18 protein-coding genes are annotated in these 17,497 nt (G+C 40.8%); 14 read left to right on the forward strand and 4 right to left on the reverse strand.

Annotated features, from left to right (window positions below):
• Window positions 1-38: 38 nt before the first annotated feature.
• From MKZ10_RS10940 to MKZ10_RS10975, 8 genes are all read left to right on the forward strand, one after another.
• Entirely contained in the window at window positions 39-1,763 is a 1,725-nt protein-coding gene (locus tag MKZ10_RS10940; protein ID WP_342504990.1) for an ABC transporter ATP-binding protein, read from the forward strand.
• Complete coding sequence (locus MKZ10_RS10945; protein WP_342504991.1) at window positions 1,760-3,622, forward strand: ABC transporter ATP-binding protein; 1,863 nt, start codon at window positions 1,760-1,762, stop codon at window positions 3,620-3,622. Before MKZ10_RS10940 ends, MKZ10_RS10945 begins: the two co-directional genes overlap by 4 nt.
• Before the next feature lie 126 nt (window positions 3,623-3,748).
• Window positions 3,749-4,879, forward strand: a complete 1,131-nt coding sequence (gene yfkAB / locus MKZ10_RS10950) for a radical SAM/CxCxxxxC motif protein YfkAB (RefSeq protein ID WP_342504992.1) — start codon at window positions 3,749-3,751, stop codon at window positions 4,877-4,879.
• Between the two features lie 158 nt (window positions 4,880-5,037).
• A complete protein-coding gene (locus MKZ10_RS10955; protein WP_342504993.1) occupies window positions 5,038-5,646 on the forward strand; it encodes a transglutaminase family protein in 609 nt (202 codons plus the stop codon).
• A 28-nt stretch (window positions 5,647-5,674) separates the two neighbouring features.
• Complete coding sequence (locus MKZ10_RS10960) at window positions 5,675-6,172, forward strand: HAD-IA family hydrolase (RefSeq protein WP_342504994.1); 498 nt, start codon at window positions 5,675-5,677, stop codon at window positions 6,170-6,172.
• A 175-nt stretch (window positions 6,173-6,347) separates the two neighbouring features.
• Window positions 6,348-6,845, forward strand: coding sequence for a sigma-70 family RNA polymerase sigma factor (locus tag MKZ10_RS10965; protein WP_342504995.1), 498 nt, complete (start codon window positions 6,348-6,350; stop codon window positions 6,843-6,845).
• Window positions 6,846-8,150 (forward strand): DUF4179 domain-containing protein, encoded by a 1,305-nt coding sequence (locus MKZ10_RS10970; RefSeq protein ID WP_342504996.1) that lies wholly within the window; start codon window positions 6,846-6,848, stop codon window positions 8,148-8,150.
• An 86-nt stretch (window positions 8,151-8,236) separates the two neighbouring features.
• Window positions 8,237-9,814 carry an FAD-dependent oxidoreductase gene (locus MKZ10_RS10975; RefSeq protein WP_342504997.1) on the forward strand — a complete coding sequence of 526 codons (1,578 nt, stop codon included), beginning with the start codon at window positions 8,237-8,239 and terminating at the stop codon, window positions 9,812-9,814.
• Between the two features lie 93 nt (window positions 9,815-9,907).
• Here the strand turns inward: MKZ10_RS10975 and MKZ10_RS10980 are convergent.
• Window positions 9,908-11,073 (reverse strand): IS3 family transposase gene (locus MKZ10_RS10980; RefSeq protein ID WP_342504998.1). Its coding sequence is split into 2 segments (ribosomal slippage): window positions 9,908-10,797 and window positions 10,797-11,073, totalling 1,167 coding nucleotides; the frame shifts between segments, so codons are not numbered across the junction.
• A 341-nt stretch (window positions 11,074-11,414) separates the two neighbouring features.
• Here MKZ10_RS10980 and MKZ10_RS10985 point away from each other — a divergent pair.
• From MKZ10_RS10985 to MKZ10_RS11000, 4 genes are all read left to right on the forward strand, one after another.
• Entirely contained in the window at window positions 11,415-11,810 is a 396-nt protein-coding gene (locus tag MKZ10_RS10985) for a DUF5412 family protein (RefSeq protein ID WP_342504999.1), read from the forward strand.
• Between the two features lie 17 nt (window positions 11,811-11,827).
• On the forward strand, window positions 11,828-12,514 hold the full coding sequence (locus tag MKZ10_RS10990; protein WP_342505000.1) for a TIGR02206 family membrane protein: 687 nt from the start codon (window positions 11,828-11,830) through the stop codon (window positions 12,512-12,514).
• Window positions 12,515-12,595: 81 nt separating this feature from the next.
• On the forward strand, window positions 12,596-13,336 hold the full coding sequence (locus MKZ10_RS10995) for an EcsC family protein (protein ID WP_342505001.1): 741 nt from the start codon (window positions 12,596-12,598) through the stop codon (window positions 13,334-13,336).
• Complete coding sequence (locus MKZ10_RS11000; protein WP_342510156.1) at window positions 13,320-14,120, forward strand: DUF4097 family beta strand repeat-containing protein; 801 nt, start codon at window positions 13,320-13,322, stop codon at window positions 14,118-14,120. The genes MKZ10_RS10995 and MKZ10_RS11000 overlap by 17 nt, the downstream gene beginning before the upstream one ends.
• Before the next feature lie 14 nt (window positions 14,121-14,134).
• Here the strand turns inward: MKZ10_RS11000 and MKZ10_RS11005 are convergent, their stop codons facing one another.
• Together MKZ10_RS11005 and MKZ10_RS11010 are read right to left on the reverse strand one after the other, a co-directional pair.
• Entirely contained in the window at window positions 14,135-14,752 is a 618-nt protein-coding gene (locus MKZ10_RS11005; RefSeq protein ID WP_342505002.1) for a nucleotidyltransferase family protein, read from the reverse strand.
• Window positions 14,749-15,747: an XdhC family protein gene (locus MKZ10_RS11010; RefSeq protein ID WP_342505003.1), complete on the reverse strand. Its 999-nt coding sequence runs from the start codon at window positions 15,745-15,747 to the stop codon at window positions 14,749-14,751. The genes MKZ10_RS11005 and MKZ10_RS11010 overlap by 4 nt, the downstream gene beginning before the upstream one ends.
• A gap of 152 nt (window positions 15,748-15,899) precedes the next feature.
• Between MKZ10_RS11010 and MKZ10_RS11015 the strand changes: the two genes are divergently transcribed.
• Window positions 15,900-16,778, forward strand: a complete 879-nt coding sequence (locus MKZ10_RS11015; RefSeq protein ID WP_342505004.1) for a YIEGIA family protein — start codon at window positions 15,900-15,902, stop codon at window positions 16,776-16,778.
• Window positions 16,779-16,798: 20 nt separating this feature from the next.
• Here MKZ10_RS11015 and MKZ10_RS11020 read toward each other — a convergent pair whose 3' ends face one another.
• Entirely contained in the window at window positions 16,799-17,140 is a 342-nt protein-coding gene (locus MKZ10_RS11020; RefSeq protein ID WP_342505005.1) for a hypothetical protein, read from the reverse strand.
• A gap of 161 nt (window positions 17,141-17,301) precedes the next feature.
• Between MKZ10_RS11020 and MKZ10_RS11025 the strand changes: the two genes are divergently transcribed.
• On the forward strand, window positions 17,302-17,493 hold the full coding sequence (locus tag MKZ10_RS11025) for a hypothetical protein (protein WP_342505006.1): 192 nt from the start codon (window positions 17,302-17,304) through the stop codon (window positions 17,491-17,493).
• Window positions 17,494-17,497: the final 4 nt, after the last annotated feature.

Raw genomic sequence — 17,497 nt, forward strand, 5'->3', positions numbered from 1 at the left:
GGGAGAAATTAAATTATAGAATAAGAGGAGTCTGGGGAATGATAAAATTACTGAAGAATTTATCCGTCTATAAATGGATTGTTGTTGCGATCCTTGGACTTGTTTTCATTCAATCCCTATCGGATTTATTTTTACCGAAGCTGATGGCAGATATTATTGACAAAGGGGTCATTATCGGAGATATCCCGTACATTTGGAAAATCGGAGGCGTCATGCTGCTAGTGACGGCATTAGGTGCGGCTGCATCGATTACTGCAAGCTACTATTCTGCACAGGCTGCTATGGGGCTTGGTCGTGATATTCGTAGGAAAGTATTTAGACATGTCGAAAGTTTTTCTTTGCAAGATTTTGATGAAATTGGCACGGCCTCATTGATTACCAGAACAACGAATGATATTACGCAAGTGCAGCAAGTGGTCATTATGATGCTACGTATGGTTGTTAGCGCGCCTATTATGTTTGTCGGTGGTTTAATCATGGCGGTGTCTAAGGATGCAAAGTTATCATTAATTATTGTGGCAACGATGCCTGTTTTAATTGCTTCTGTCCTATTTATTCTTTATAAAGGGGTACCACTTTTTAAACAGGTACAAACGCGTCTGGATCGCTTGAATCTTGTGTTGCGTGAAAATTTAACAGGGATTCGTGTGATTCGTGCTTTTAATCATGAAAAACAAGAGCAAGTTCGTTTGCAAAAAGCCAATAAGAATTTAACAGAAGTGTCTATCAAGGTTAATAAAGTGATGGCGATTTTAATGCCTGTGATGATGCTGGTAATGAACTTAACGGTTGTTGGTGTTATTTGGTTCGGTGGTATTCGCATTGACAACGCTGGCATGGAGATAGGGGATTTAATGGCTTTTATTCAATATGTCATGCAAATTATGTTCGCTCTTGTGATGGCAGCGATGATGTTTGTCATGATCCCTCGGGCTTCGGTATCAGCTAATCGTATTAATGAAGTACTTGCTATGCAGCCGACGTTTTTGGATGAGGGGACGAAAAAAGCAGACAAGGAGCCTGGAACACTTGAATTCGACAATGTAACCTTCAGCTATCCAGGAGCCGAAGAATCGGCATTATCAGCCATTAGTTTCACGGCAAAGTCTGGTCAGATGACAGCCATTATTGGTGGAACGGGGGCTGGGAAAACAACGCTAATTAACTTAATCCCACGGTTTTATGATGTGACTTCCGGAACGATTCGCGTTAATGGGGTTGATATCCGTGAATCGTCTCAAGAAGAAGTGCGGTCGAAAATTGGTTTTGTCCCACAAAAAGCATTGCTATTTTCGGGAACGATTGCTGAAAATATTCGTTTTGGGAAACAAGATGCAACACAGGTGGAAATCGAGCATGCAGCCCGCATTGCACAAGCAGAAGATTTTATTACCAAGATGAAAGACGGTTATGAGGCTGAGATTACACAAGGCGGAACGAATGTTTCGGGTGGCCAAAAACAACGGCTATCCATTGCACGGGCACTCGTTCGACAACCTGATCTTTACATTTTTGACGATAGTTTTTCTGCCCTCGATTATAAAACGGATGCAAAATTACGAGCTGCGTTGAAGGCTGAAACAAAGGACGCAACGGTTGTGATTGTTGCCCAACGTGTCAGTACGGTTATTGATGCCGACCAAATCATCGTCTTGGAGCAAGGAGAAATTGCTGGAATCGGGACACACAAAGAACTGTTGGAAACGAATCATGTTTATCGTGAAATTGTTGAATCACAGATCTCAGAGGAGGAAACTGCATGAGTGAGGACAAAAAATCACGCCCTCAAGGCGGTGCCCAAGTCGGATTTGGCGGTGGTGGACATATGATGATGGGTAAACAAAAGGCCAAGGATTTTAAAGGGACGCTTCGGCGCCTGATTGGCTATTTAAAACCGCGTCGAAATCAGTTACTTATTGTATTGTTTGCAGCTATTTTGAGTACAGTATTCTCGGTTGTGGGTCCAAAAATAATGGGGAACGCGATTACCGAATTATTTGAAGGAGCGTATGGTAAATTTACAGGTGTGCCTGGAGCAGCAATCGATTTTCATGTCATTGGAAATTTACTCCTTTTATTAGGTGGTCTCTATGTTATTAGTAGTTTGTTTAGCTATATTCAACAATACATTATGTCGAGTGTGGCACAAGAGACAGTTTATGATTTGCGAGAAGACGTCAATGGGAAATTGGAGAAATTGCCGCTTAAATATTACGATGGTCATCCCGTCGGTGATACATTAAGTCGAGTCACCAATGATATTGATACAATTGGGAGTACGTTGCAACAAAGCTTGACACAATTTATTACTTCTTTTGTGACGATTGTAGGGATTCTTGCAATGATGTTATATATTAGTCCAGTACTTACACTCATTGCACTTGTCAGTTTACCGTTATCAATGTTTGGGATTCTTCCCATTTTGAAACGATCACAGAAGCACTTTGCCAAACAACAGAAGACACTCGGTCAGTTAAATGGCCATATTGAAGAAATGTATACAGGTCATCAAGTCGTCAAAGCGTTTGGCCATGAACATAAATCAGTCGCTGAATTTGATGAAGTCAATGAACAATTATATGATGCCGGTCGAAAAGCTCAATTCATTTCAGGTATTATTATGCCGATGATGTCGTTGATTAGTAATTTAAGCTATGTTGTGATTTGTGTTGTCGGTGGTATATTGGTGACACAACGCACCATATCAATCGGGGATATTCAAGCGTTTATTACGTATACGCGTCAATTTTCGCAGCCAATTATGCAAACAGCTAATATTGCCAATGTTATTCAGTCGACAGTTGCGGCAGCGGAGCGTGTCTTTGAATTGCTTGACGAGGAAGAAGAAGTGAAAGAAGTGTCAGCAGTGACTTTATCACGTGCGGAAGGTGCGGTTGCGTTTAAACAGGTCGATTTCGGTTACGGGGAAGAGTTATTAATTAAAAATATGAACATCGATGTGAATCCTGGCCAAACGGTTGCTATTGTTGGACCTACGGGTGCCGGGAAAACGACATTGATTAATTTATTGATGCGTTTTTACGAATTGAATGGTGGCAAAATTACGATTGACGGACTCGATACACGTCAGCTCTCGCGCGAAGATTTGCGGAAAACGTTCGGTATGGTATTGCAAGATACATGGCTCTTTAACGGGACCATTAAAGACAATATTGCGTTCGGTAAAGAAGATGCAACGGACGATGAGATTTTCACGGCATCCCGAACAGCTCACGCTGATCACTTTATCCGCACATTGCCAGAGGGCTATGACACCGTTTTAAATGAGGAAGCTTCTAATATTTCACAAGGACAAAAGCAATTGATCACTATTGCGCGAGCTGTTCTTGCAAATCCGCCTATCATGATTTTGGATGAAGCAACGTCGAGTGTCGATACACGGACGGAGCTACTCATCCAACAAGCCATGAACCGTCTCATGGAAGGACGAACAAGTTTTGTTATCGCTCACCGTCTATCCACAATTCGTGACGCTGATTTGATCATTGTTATGGATCAAGGAACAGTTATTGAACAAGGGACACATCATAAGCTGCTTGAAGACAATGGTTTTTATGCAGATTTGTACAACAGTCAGTTTTCTGAGGAAACAGCAGTGTAATACTAATGACACCTCATCTAGGAAAGTTATTTTCCCAGATGGGGTTTTGTTATGTACTTGCGTAACTTTGAATTGGCGTGCATACTATTTTAGGAGATTACTTTATATATAGGAGTTTGTTGAAAAATGAAAAAGATTGTACCATCACTAACAAAAATGACACCTGAGCATGATCCATGGGAAGCATACTTAGATGTACAACAGTATGGCAAACTGACATTGTCGAGTATTGAGTTTACGACAACTTATTTATGTAATATGCGCTGCGAGCATTGTGCAGTTGGCTATATGTTGGAGCATAAAGATCCGGACGCTTTACCGATGGACTTGCTAATTTCTCGTTTAGAAGAAATCCCTCATTTACGCACCATCAGTATTACGGGCGGCGAGCCGATGTTCTCCAAAAAATCGGTGGAACAATATGTCTTGCCACTATTAAAATATGCCCATGAACATGGAATTCGCACGCAAATGAACTCGAATTTGACGATGCCACTCGATCGTTATATGGCCATCGCTCCGTATTTGGATGTCTTACATATATCGCATAACTGGGGTACGGTTGATGACTTCATTGATGGTGGTTTCGCCAATATGGAACGCAAACCGCCGCGTGAGCGCCGCGCTGAGCAGTTTCAGCGAATGATTGACAACAGCCGTGCATTGGCTGAGGCAGGCGTCATGGTTTCGGCAGAAACGATGTTGAATAAACGAACACTGCCGCATCTTGAACATATTCATCGACAAATCATCGAGGAAATGAAATGTGCACGACACGAAGTACACCCTATGTACCCAAGCGATTTCGCTTCACAGCTTGAAGTGCTGTCATTAGATGAAACAAGAAAAGCCATCCATCAGCTGTTAGACACGCGTGATGAAGACGTCTGGATGCTATTCGGCACACTACCATTTTACCCATGCAGTGATAATGAAGAGGATTTGGCGTTGTTGCAACGGATTTACAACAGCAAAAATGTTTCGGTGCGCAATGACCCTGATGGCCGCTCACGTTTGAACGTCAATATCTTCACAGGTGATGTCATTGTTACGGACTTTGGCGATACGCCACCAATGGGTAATATTCAAACCGATTCATTGCCTCAAATGCTCGATCGCTGGATGGAACGCCCGTTGGCGAAAACGCTTGGCTGTCATTGTCCAGCAGTGAACTGCCTAGGACCAAATTTATTGGTGAAAGAGGCATATTATCCAGGGATGGATTTTACGAAGAGAGCAGCGAAGATTACGCGTTAATCTAAACTTAAAACGGCACGACTATGAGTAATTATATACTCATGGTTGTGTCGTTTTCGATTTGTAGGCCTTGCTTGATATTTGTGTGAATTTGAGGAATATTTTCACTTTAGGTGTATACTATTATTTATCCAAATCTAAAAAAGAGGGGGAAGCCGATGCAATTAATATGTGAATCTACTAGATTTAGTGATTATTTAGCTGAATCAAAAGAAGTCAATTACAACAATCCAATCATTCAACAAAAAGTAACCAACTTATTCACTCCATCTCAAACAGAAATTGAAAAAGTAGAAATTGCATTTGAATTTGTTCGTGATGAAATTGCGCATTCTTGGGATATCCAAAGCAAGCGAGTGACATGCACAGCTTCTGATGTTCTTACTTACAAAGAAGGAATTTGCTACGCAAAGTCAAATTTATTGGCGGCACTACTGCGTTCACAAGGTATAGCTACTGGTTTTTGTTATCAACGATTAATGTTGTTTGATACACCTGAAAAAGGGTATTCAATTCATGCGTTAAATGCTGTTTATCTTGAAACGTTACAGAGATGGATTCGATTAGATGCTAGGGGAAACAAAACAGGAGTCGACGCTCAATTTTCCATTGATACAGAACAATTGGCTTTTGCTATTGAAGAAGAATTTGATGAGAAGGACTATCCATTTATTTATGTAAAGCCAAATTCCAAAACAATGATTGTTTTGGAGGAACATACAGATGCATTGGAGATGTATAAATATCATTTACCACAATCCATATAATCATGAGAATTTGGAGGAGGATTAGTAAATGAAAAATGATATAAAAGTTTTGATCTTTGACTGGGGCGACACAGTGATGAAGGATTTCCAAGAATTCACGGGGCCTATGGCTGAGTGGCCGCATGTAGAAACTGTTCCGGGAATAGAGGAAACATTGCAGACATTACATAATGAATACATCATTTGTTTAGCTACGAATGCGGGGGCATCAGGTGCGTCATTAGTAAGAAAAGCTTTGGCAAGAGCTCATATTAACCACTATTTCACGGAAATCTTCACTTCCAAAGAGCTCGGTTATCATAAACCCCAAGTTGAATTCTTTGAATCTATTCTACATAAATTAAATTTATCAGCTAGAGAATGTGTGATGATTGGAAATGATTATGTGAAAGATATAGTAGTCGCAAAAGAAGTTGGACTGAAAACAATTTATCTGAGTGAAGATGAAGGTATTGGGGAATATGAATATGCCGATTCAGTTATTCATTCTATGGATGAGCTTGAGAAAAAGATTGCCAAGTTATAATTAAGAAGCGTGACCAGTTCTACTAATTTTCATTATAGTATCTAACGATTATCATTTATCTTATCTCCATAAAAAGCGAGTTGCACTTATTTTTAGTGCAACTCTTTTCTATTGGGAAAATAAAATGAACGATTTGGCATGTTAAACTGTCTAATAGATAACAGGGGGTGAAGGTATGGAAATGGAGTTGGCGAAACGGGCCATTGAGGGGGATGAACAGGCATTAGTGGAGCTATTGGCGCGACATGAGGAGACGCTATATCGCACAGCTTATGCGTATTTGAAAAATGAGCATGATGCCGTTGAAGCGGTACAAGAGCTAACGTATCGCGCTTTAAAAAAGATTCATACCGTCAAAGAACCAACATACATAGCAACATGGCTTGTCCGAATTATGATCAATATTTGTTTGGATATGAAAAAGAAGCAAGCGAAATATGTCTATAATCACGATGTAGATATTGCATCGATAGATCAGCAACCTTTTGAAATGGCAGATATCATCGCCAGTTTGCCCATCGAACAACAGGAATTGATTTACTTGAAATACTTCCAGGATATGAAGAACGCGGACATTGCACAGCTGAAACAAATTCCCGAAGGTACTGTGAAATCAAGGCTACACACGACATTGAAAAGATTACGCGTACTCATTGGAAAGGAGGAACTGTAAATGACTAACTTGAACGAGCAGGATTGGCAGAAGTTAACTGAAGAATTAGAAGCGATTGAAATCCCTAGAGAAGCCTTACATCAAGCTCGTGTAGAGGCTGTGTATCAGCATCGGCTGACCAAGAGGAGAAAGCGACGCTTGTATTCAGTCGCTAGTGTCGCTGCACTTGTACTGTTGCTGTTTGTGACGTCAATTCGTGTATCTCCCGTATTTGCACAAGCAGTTTCTAAAATTCCAGGGTTTGCTTCTATCGTAGACATAATTGCCAATGACAAAGGAATTAGTGACATTGTCGAAAATAATTACTATGAGGAACTTGGAATCAGCGTAACGCAGGGGGATTACACTCTGACTTTACAAGGGGCTATAGCAGATCATTCAGGTATGATGATATTCTATAAGCTTGAATCTCTCTTTGACCTTTCCAAAGTGGATTTAGTTTCTATAGAAGTGTCTCAACAAGGTGTTCCACTTAGTGTTGCAACGAGTTACGGTAGCCATCCAGTGGATGAAACGACTATACATGAAGCAAAAGTTGAAATTATGTCCGTTGATGATTTATCGTATGACAATAAAACATTTGAATTTAATTTGCACTTAAGTGATGGAACGAACACCAAGTTCACCGTGCCATTCACACTTACCAGGCCAATTGAACAGCCAAAAGTATATGACTTGAACCAATCTGTTATTGTAGATGGTCAAACAATTGATATTAAACAGCTTAAAATTTCGCCGTTACGTGCAGAAATCAAACTAGCCGCTGACGAACAAAATACCATGCAATTACTACAATTCACATCGGTTCGCTTGATTGATGAGAATGGTGAAGATTGGGGTCGACCAAGAGGTGGTGGTGCGGGTTTCGGTAATTTGCGTGATGGTGAAGTGGCCATATTTATGGAAAGTAATTACTTCAGGCAGCCGAAAAAACTAACGTTAGTAATAGACAAAATTGAAGCACTTCCAAAAGGCTCTGACTATATCGAGGTCGATTTTGAACAACAGAAAGTGATATATATGCCGAGTGAACTGGATGTTACTGTTCAAGTACCATCACGCAATACATTGGAAGTCACTTATCCAAAGTCCAATGGACAGTTATTCTTCGGGATTGTGGACCAAGAGGGTAATGAGTTTAGTAGTAATACAATCTCAACACGTTTTAGTGAAGAAGAATCCAATGTAACAGCAATTTATACTTTTGATTTTGATAATGCAGTGAATCCAATTCGTCTGCATATCAATAGCTATCCACTGTATTTGGATGGCAAGATGGAAATTGATATCCCATTGGATGAATGATGTCCTTTTTCAAGCAATGAACCGTGTATATTCCATATGGTGGATGGGAATCCTTTGAGTATCAAAGTAACTATTGGAGGATTAGAATGACCCATCAAAATCATAGAACGGGAAAGTTGCCGCATGACCCTGCATCTTTTTGGAGAGCGGATGTTGAATTTCCAGAGTTTCCAAGTTTACAAGAGGATCTACAGGTGGACGTTGTTATTGTGGGCGCGGGAATTACGGGAATTACATCCGCTTATCTGTTGGTGAATGAAGGATTAAAGGTCGCTGTTATTGAAGCCGATAAAGTGTTGAACGGAACGACTGGACATACAACCGCGAAAATTACTGCACAACATGATTTAATCTATGATGAATTCATTCATAATATCGGAAGAAGTCATGCACGTTTATATTATGAGGCGAATAGTGAAGCGCTGGAATTTATTAAAAATACGGTGGAACAACATCAAATTGATTGCGAGTTTAGCGTACAAGATGCGTATATATACGCTACGACTGAAAAATATGCACGTAAGATTGAAAAAGAGGCGGAAGCCTACGAGACACTCGGGATTGAAGGTGGCCAAGTTGACAGTATCCCATTTGATATAGCGATACAAAATGCCCTTGTCATGAAAAACCAAGCGCAATTTCATCCTACCAAATATTTAGTTCATTTAATCAAACATATCACCGAAAAGGGTGGATTGATTTTTGAGAACACTACGGCCGTGAATATTGAGACTGGGGAACAGCCGGTTGTTCTGACTCGTGAGGAACGCCGAATTACCGCTAAGCATGTCCTTACTTGCTCCCATTTTCCGTTTTACGAGGGCTTGGGGCTTTATTCGACAAGAATGCATGCGGATCGTTCGTATGCATTAGCTGTTAAGACGAAGAAAAAGTATCCAGGTGGCATCTATATAAGTGCGGATGAGCCAACACGTTCTCTTCGTTCTGTCATGGTAGATGGTGAGGAAATCGTGCTGATTGTAGGTGAGAATCACAAGACGGGGCAAGGTATAGATACGATGGAGCATTACAAAGCGTTGGAGGCTTTCGGTGAAGAAGTTTTCGGATTGGATGATATTATCTATCGTTGGTCAGCTCAAGACCTTATCACGTTGGATAAACTGCCTTACATTGGTGAACTAACCTCTGGGCAACCGAATATCCTCATCGCAACAGGTTTTCGAAAATGGGGAATGTCCAATGGTACTGCGGCCGCGCTGCTGTTTCGGGATATGATTGTGGGGAAAGACAATCCTTTTCAAAAGTTGTATACACCATCCCGATTTTACGCAAATCCAAGTTTGAAAAACTTCCTAGTCGAAAATGCAAATGTTGTCGGCCAATTAATTAAAGGGAAGTTAGATTCGCCTAAAACTACTCCTGAAGATTTAGCAAACGGGGAAGGTGCCGTTATTACATTGGATGGACATCGAAAAGGCGCTTATAAGGACGATGCCGGTGAGTTACACATCGTTGATACGACGTGCACACATATTGGATGCGAGGTTGAATGGAACAGTGGGGATCGCACTTGGGATTGCCCGTGTCATGGCTCTAGGTTTTCATTCACAGGGGAAGTCATGGAAGGGCCGGCGGAAAAACCGTTGCAGAAATATGATTATACAATGCTGGATAACCTGACGTCGGAGGATTCTGGTTATTGACAGCAAAGTAGAAGTGAATATTCCATAGGAATTAGAAACACCATCGCCAGGTAGACTGACATAGCGATATGAGACACATATAAAACACCTTAATTAGGCTGCTTTGACACCATATTTTATGGGTGTTAGGTAGCCTAATTTTTCTTGGATACGTTCTTCATTATAATAATTTAAATAAGTAATAACCCGCTCAAATACATCTTGGTTGCGTAACGAATTAAATTTAACATATTGAAATTCCTCAGACTTCAAGTTCGAATGAAAAGATTCAATCACCGCATTATCCCAACAGTTTCCCCTACGCGACATGCTGCTGACAAGGTCGTTATCCTTAATGCAGGCCTGATACGCATAAGACGTGTAAAGACTTCCTTGGTCTGAATGCACAATCACACCTTCGGGGTGATTACGAATAGCCAGTGCCTCCTTTAACGTGTCAATTACGAGTGGTGTCTGTTGATGATCGTATAATTTGTAAGCGACAATTTCATTATTGAATAAATCCATAATGGTCGAAAGATATTTTGTTGTACTGCCATATTGGATATATGTGATGTCTGTTACCCATTTTTTGTTGGGTTCGCTAGCGGTGAAATCACGCTTAAGAAGATTAGGGGCAATTATGATACTTTCTCCTTGAGATTTCCACTTCCGTTTTGGCTTAATACGACACTGCAAGTTATGCTTTTGCATTAGAGTCTGAACGGTGTTGCGATGCAATTCAATGTGATATTTCTGTTTTAACATTGCCTTTATTTTTCTATGTCCATTCCGATATTTAGTGCTCTTACATAGTTCCATAATCGCTTCCTCTTCTACTGAAAGCGACTTATCGATGCCTTGAAGACACCACCTATAATAGTTCGCCCGTGGTACTCCTAGCGCGGACAAGATAGCCTTAATCGTATACTTCTTTTTAGATTTCTCTACAATCTGTAGAACTATTTCTTTTTTAACTCCCTTTCGATTTCCATGTACTTTTTTAGAATTTCATTCTCCATCTTTAAATGAGAAAATTGACGTTCTCGTTTGTCCTCTTCGCTGGAGAAATCAGGACCGTGACCAAAAGTGTATTGTTTACCAATCGGCTGATCAAATCGATAGATTTCATTCGAACGGTACCATTTCATCCAAGTCTTAATCTGTGAATCATTTTTAATTCCGTGCTTCTCCATAATCTGCTTGTTCGTCAATTCACCACTTAATTTATCCTTAACAACTGCCCATTTAACTTCGCTTGAATATACGTTTTTGCCCACGCAAAAACACCTCCGATGTAAGTACTTGTTTACAAGTGTACCACTCCGAAGGTGTTTTATATTGTCTCATTAATTTAGGTTAGTCCAAGGAGCAAACTGTGTGATGGTGTTTTTTCTGAATCCAGCGGAAGACCTCCATTAGCATAAGTGGTGGGATGGATGTAAAATGCTTTTCATTCAGTGAGAGTCCTAACTCCGGCTGAATAGGGGAACTCAGACTAAGTTCTCCGCATCCTGCGGCAACGTCTGAGTGACCAACATCTTGTTGGCCCAAAGCCTCCGGCGGATGTCACGGTGAACTTTCTGTATTAATTTGCGTCTTATTGGTAAGGAGGGTGTTTATGCGTAAAATACTAAAAATAACCTTGAAAATTTTGGGAATTATGCTGCTTTGCCTCATTGGAATAATTGTTTTATTCTTTTTAACTATTCATTCCCTTTTTGCTGGTGCTTGCGCCAATGAAGTACTGTCTGCAAACGATTCACCAAACGGAACGTATACAGCATATGTGTTTACAAGAGACTGTGGTGCGACGACTTCTGTTTCTTATCAGCTTTCCATATTAAAGAAAGACCAAATCCTTAAAAATAAAAATGGCAATACATTTGTCTCGGAAAAGGAATTTGACGTGGAGTGGACAGATGATAGACAGTTAACAGTCTATCCAACTTCGGCAAAAACGATTAAAATGAAAAACAAGAGAGGTAAGGTGAGCATCGTGTATCCAACAAAATGACAGAAATGGGGGATGAGATGACAAGCTCTTTCGTTATGTTTTCAGTAGCTCATATCGCAGTAATCGCTGTGCTGCTTCTAGCAATGGTAGTAGTATTTATCTTCAGAAAAAAAGGGACAGTGCCACGGAAGTATGAACGTCTTTTTGCACTGTCTTTATTGGCAATGGAAGTTTTGTATCATGTTTGGATGATGGTGACCGATAGATGGACGCTCGCCAGCTCGTTGCCACTAGAATTATGTAGCATTAGCTTACTCGTCACCATTGTTCTTTTGTGGACGGGGAATAGGCACCTCATTGATTTTGTCTTTTTTGCGGGCATTGGCGGTGCTATTCAAGCAATGCTAACCCCGGTATTAGATCTCGGATTTCCTCATTTCAGGTATTTTCACTTCTTTTATACGCATATCGGCATTATTCTAACGGCACTGTATTTCACATGGATGAAAGGCTATAGGCCCACTTTTAAAGGCGTTGTGAAGACGATGCTTGCTTTAAATTTGCTGCTGCCACTACTATTTGTGGTCAATTACCTGTTTCAAGGAAATTATATGTTTTTACGAGAGAAGCCTTACAATGGAAGTTTACTAGACTTTTTAGGACCTTACCCGTGGTATATTCTATCACTTGAAGGTGTTGCATTTATCATGTTTACTGGCCTATGGTTGGGATTCAGGAAATGGAGAACTAGGTCTGAAGGCTGAGATACAATCACTTCTCAGGTCCATTTTTTTGAAGGTTCACTAAGTTTATACTAATTGTAAGCAGTGGAAGGGTGCAAATAAATGATAGATTATATCGCGAAGGTAGAAGATGAGTTAGTTTTTTGGAAGCAGAAAATGACCAGACGATCTGGTCCCATAGGTCGTGCCTCTAAAAAAGCACAAGGAAAGGTAAATGGCTTGATTCCGGAAAAGGTTCATAACGTCATAACGGAGAGCATAAAAAACATGGTGAAAGCAACGCTGGTTGGATCGAATCTGACAACTAAGAAGAAGCAAGTAACGAGCTTAAGTTTGTATGAGCGTGATGAGCTTTTTAAAGAAAAATTGACGAATTTCCGTAAAACAGCTGTCATTGAGGGCGCCGGAACCGGAGCCGGCGGGATTATGCTTGGTTTGGCTGATTTTCCCTTGCTATTATCCATTAAAATGAAGTTTCTCTTTGAAGCGGCTGCAGTTTATGGCTTTGATACCAATGAATACGAGGAACGCCTCTTCATCCTGCATATTTTCCATCTCGCTTTTTCAAGTGAGGAAACACGAAAAGAAACACTGCCAATCATTGAAAACTGGGAACAACAAAAGCACTTGATTGCTGATATGGATTGGCAGGACTTTCAGCAGGAATACCGGGACCATATTGATTTGGTGAAGATGTTCCAATTAATACCTGGCTTCGGGGCAATCGTTGGTGCGTTTGCCAATTATAATTTGCTCGACCAACTTGGTGAAGTAGCGATGAATTCGTATCGACTTCGCCTATTAAATGAAAGGCGGGATAGTGTTGATGATTTTCAAAAATAAGTTATTCATTGCTTTAGTACTTGTATTAGTAGTTGCAGGGGGTATTTCATTCCTGTTTAAACAGGTGAATGCCTTTGAAAAAAGTGACAGCAAAAAAGTGATTGATGATCTTTCGTTTTCAAATATTACGATTTCGACCGACAATGCAGCCGTGGAAATTGTACCGACGACGGATTCGGTAGCAACTGTTGAGTATACAGGTAAAACGAAGAAAAATAAGAAATTTATTTTCGAAGCGGATGTAAAAGGAGACACACTTTCTATACAGTTTAAGGAGAAACGCAAGGGTTTTACACAATTCGGGTTCTCCTCACTAGACTTAACGCTAACAGTGCAGTTACCTAAAAAACAGTATGAACGACTGCAGGTTGAAACGGATAATGGACGAATCATTGCAGATCAGCTACAAGCACAAGACATTAAACTGGATACAGACAATGGTAGGATTGAATTGAAACAAGTAACTGCAAAGACTGTCGATGTGAAAACAGATAATGGAAAAATACTCCTTGAAGATATTGAAGGTAAGATTAAGGCGAAGACAGATAATGGGCAAGTTACCCTTATTACAAACAGTTTAGATCAATCCATCGACTTAGAAACAGATAATGGACGAATTGAGATTCAAACGGAAACAGAGCCTACAAATGCGATAATCGACGCAAAAACGGACAATGGCCAAGTCGAACTATTTGGACAGGAAAATAAGCATGTAACGTTTGGCAAAGGTGAGAATTTGATCAAGTTACGAACAGATAATGGTAGAATTACTGTGACGAAATGATAGCCAACGGGCTATCATTTCGTTTTTTCTTTATTCGTTAGAAGTGTTTGATAGTCTTCTTGCGTATCAACATCGAAGACGAGCCTTTTATCGAGACAGGTCAGTACTTGTCCCTTTTGAAGAAACTCTCCCTGCAAGAGGGCTTTAGCTCCTACATCGCCGCGTAAGCTAAGGAGTTCAGAGTACATAGAAGAAGACAGTAAAACGGGCGGTATAATGTTTTGTTCAATAGTTGTCGCGACGAATCTGCATGTCGGATTGGTCTTCATACAGGCAATCATTTCTTCGAGCATTTGAACAGTAATAAAAGGCTGATCCGCCAGCATGACAAGAACGGCGTCCATATGATTGGCTTGTGCCCGTCGAATACCGCATTTTAATGATTCAGACTGACCATCATGGGCGTTGGGACATGGTACGATTGTGCATTTAGTGTTCAACTTCATGTCAGTAGGAAGCCACACTGCATCATCCGTCTCTTTTATGACGATATAAATTTCATCAAGGGACGACTTCAAAGCCGTTTCAAGCGCTAAGCTCCCGAGTGTCATTGTCCCGACATTGAGTTTTAATTTATTGCTTCTCATCCGGCTACTACTTCCAGCGGCAAGATAAATACCTGCGATTTTCATGTCATTTTCCTCCGTCTCACGGCAATAAGTTCCGCTACAATGCTAACAGCGATTTCCTCCGGTCCATCTGCGTCGATTGATAGCCCGATTGGGGAATGAATCCATTCGGGAATTTCCTCACCTACTAACCGTCGTGTTCTTTTTTTTGAACCTAAAATACCTAGATACAATAACGGGATGTGACGAATTTGTTGAATGATTTTCATATCGCGTTGAAAATCGTGTGTCATTATTACAATTGAATCGAGCGGACTGAATTGAATCGTTTCAAGCAATTGTCCTACATCCCCAATCCGAAACGATAATGTTGTTGGAAAATGGGTTTCGTTGCACAGCGATTGTCGCCAATCCAGTAGGTGAACTGTATAGCCGACACTTTGGGCAAGTCGGGCAAGTGGTCGGGCGTCAGCGCCTGCGCCAATGATATAAAGGGATGGTTCAGGCCATAGCATTTGAAAAAAAAAGCGGTAATCGCTAATATTTTCTTGTCCTGCTTGGTGCTGAAAAGGAATTGTGGTATCTATTTTAACTGGTAAGTCATCTTTCCGGTTGCCATACCGATGACCATTCTGTGTAATCCCGCCATAGTCGTTAAAAATATTCATGGATTGAATGAAAAGAACAGGTTCTTTAGCTAGTAATTGTTGATGTGTTACATAGAGAAATCGCCTGAATTCTTGATCGATATCCCGTATTAGCACCGATACAACCCCATTACAACCCGCACCACGCCCCCACCCAAGATCATCCTCGGCACTTAAATCATACTGAACAACTTCCACTTTCTCAGTTTCGAACAGGTCTTTTGCGCGGCTTTGTAAATCATTTTCAAGGCACCCTCCACTAATGACCCCGAATTGCGTTCCATCTCGTTGAAATAACATCCAAGATCCTTCTTTTCGATAGGCTGAACCTACCACATTGACAATCATCGCAAGGACAACAGGCCCGTCTGCATTCAAAATAATATCAATCATTTTTTGGATCGTTTGCAACTCTTTCACCTCATTTCATACTTCCAACTATCTCCGTTCACTTCTTACTTTAGTCGTTTTACGAAATTAAGGATGGCGTTATAATCAGCTGTTGTGATGGTTAGTCTATAAAAGATAAAGATGCAGTAGATAATATACAAGGAGTAGTTGTGATGGACAGTTATTTACTTCCGGTCGTAATGGGCATCATTTTTGGCTTTGTGGGACGAACAGTTTTATTGCGCACCGATTTTCGGCAATACCCGACATATCCAACAGGTCGAATTATTCACCTTTCGCTCGGCTTTATTGCAGCTTTTATTGGCGCGGTAGCGATTCCTTCGGTTTTAGAATCTGATTGGGCTGCAGTGACTTTTCTTGGTCTCGCCGCGACGCAATTTCGTGAAATCAGGAAGATGGAAAGGGATTCCCTTGAAAAAATCGATACGAATGAGCTTGTAAAACGTGGAGCACCATTTATTGAAGGGATGGCGCAAGCGTTCGAAAGTCGAAATTATTTAGTAATGTTCACAGCACTGGTGACGACATTGTGTTCCGTCTTTTCTATTTGGTTGGGCGTTATAGGCGGAATTGTCATGCTTATTATTGTGAAGTTTAAGATGTCGGGCAAACTATTGAGTGCAATCGCAGATGTCACAGAAGCGGATATTCGTTTTGAAGGACCAACGCTGTTTGTAGGAGATATTCTTATTAAAAATGTTGGGTTAGAGGATACGAGAAAAATTATTACTGAAAAAGCAGTTGGTGCAATCATCATTCCGAAAAATGAAAATAGCATTGTCACGTTGTCTTATCTTGGGCAGCGGCAAGCAATGTTACACCATGTTGCTACTGTCCTGGGCTGTTATCTTGACTCAGGTGAACCAGCGTTGATTCCGCTATCGAAAAGAGATATGGCAGATGGGCGAATTGCGCTGTTCTTTTTGCCGCGGGAAAAAGATTTCGCTCAAATTAAGACGGTATTAGAAAAGGTCCCCGTGCTGGATAGCGCGATCCGGATGCCACAGGAAGCCGATAAAGGGAAGTCATAAGGAGTTGAGCCTGGAACACCCTACCAACGCAATGCAATTTGTAATTTACAACATTCCCCTGGTGTTTTGGCATTGTCAAGTTCAATATGAATTCCACTTGGCGAAAATGTAGTCGTAGCCTTAGTCGTAATCCCTGTTGATTGGATTAATTCGTCCACTTTCTTTTGGTCGGATAATTGAGCAGCATCCATGAGGCCATGAGCAAAATCGGGCGAATCCGCAATGCTATTGATTAACAGTTGGGATTGTTTAATGACTTCAAGCATTTTTTCTGCTGATGCATGTAGTCGTTGCGTATTGACTGGTGGGAATGGATTTGGGGCGTTTTGTGATGCTATCCAATGTGGGTGAAAATAATACATGCAAGTTCCTCCTCCCATTTGTTTATGTATCCTAAACTATGTTCGGAATCGTGAAGATGGTAGAGGATAGCGGACTATATATACCGTAGAAGTTGCGGTGATTATTATAATCGGTTGCTGCTTTGGTTAAACTACTAGTTATACGAAAGGGAGTTTATATATTGGGCAATCAACACGCTGAAATTGTCGCGATTATTACGATGAAACCTGAATTTTTCCAAGGGGGTGGCGCACCTATTTTTATTGTACAGGATCAAAAGCACTTGCAGAAGGTGAGCTTAACTTTGGAGAAAATTATGGATGCTGCTGCACATGAAGTGGAAGAGGGGACAATTATTATTGTTGCCCGTTAAAAAA

This window comes from Sporosarcina sp. FSL K6-2383 (assembly GCF_038618305.1).
In the GTDB taxonomy this organism is placed as follows: Bacteria; Bacillota; Bacilli; order Bacillales_A; family Planococcaceae; genus Sporosarcina.

Excerpts from the sequence above, each read along its gene's own strand:
- MKZ10_RS10940 (WP_342504990.1), top strand. The coding sequence starts at position 39 with ATGATAAAATTACTGAAGAATTTATCCGTCTATAAATGGATTGTTGTT.
- MKZ10_RS10965 (WP_342504995.1), top strand. The coding sequence starts at position 6,348 with ATGGAAATGGAGTTGGCGAAACGGGCCATTGAGGGGGATGAACAGGCA.
- MKZ10_RS10955 (WP_342504993.1), top strand. The coding sequence starts at position 5,038 with ATGCAATTAATATGTGAATCTACTAGATTTAGTGATTATTTAGCTGAA.
- MKZ10_RS10995 (WP_342505001.1), top strand. The coding sequence starts at position 12,596 with ATGATAGATTATATCGCGAAGGTAGAAGATGAGTTAGTTTTTTGGAAG.
- MKZ10_RS10970 (WP_342504996.1), top strand. The coding sequence starts at position 6,846 with ATGACTAACTTGAACGAGCAGGATTGGCAGAAGTTAACTGAAGAATTA.
- MKZ10_RS10945 (WP_342504991.1), top strand. The coding sequence starts at position 1,760 with ATGAGTGAGGACAAAAAATCACGCCCTCAAGGCGGTGCCCAAGTCGGA.
- MKZ10_RS11020 (WP_342505005.1), bottom strand. The coding sequence starts at position 17,140 with ATGTATTATTTTCACCCACATTGGATAGCATCACAAAACGCCCCAAAT.
- MKZ10_RS10960 (WP_342504994.1), top strand. The coding sequence starts at position 5,675 with ATGAAAAATGATATAAAAGTTTTGATCTTTGACTGGGGCGACACAGTG.
- MKZ10_RS10975 (WP_342504997.1), top strand. The coding sequence starts at position 8,237 with ATGACCCATCAAAATCATAGAACGGGAAAGTTGCCGCATGACCCTGCA.
- MKZ10_RS10985 (WP_342504999.1), top strand. The coding sequence starts at position 11,415 with ATGCGTAAAATACTAAAAATAACCTTGAAAATTTTGGGAATTATGCTG.
- yfkAB (WP_342504992.1), top strand. The coding sequence starts at position 3,749 with ATGAAAAAGATTGTACCATCACTAACAAAAATGACACCTGAGCATGAT.
- MKZ10_RS11005 (WP_342505002.1), bottom strand. The coding sequence starts at position 14,752 with ATGAAAATCGCAGGTATTTATCTTGCCGCTGGAAGTAGTAGCCGGATG.
- MKZ10_RS11000 (WP_342510156.1), top strand. The coding sequence starts at position 13,320 with ATGATTTTCAAAAATAAGTTATTCATTGCTTTAGTACTTGTATTAGTA.
- MKZ10_RS10990 (WP_342505000.1), top strand. The coding sequence starts at position 11,828 with ATGACAAGCTCTTTCGTTATGTTTTCAGTAGCTCATATCGCAGTAATC.
- MKZ10_RS11015 (WP_342505004.1), top strand. The coding sequence starts at position 15,900 with ATGGACAGTTATTTACTTCCGGTCGTAATGGGCATCATTTTTGGCTTT.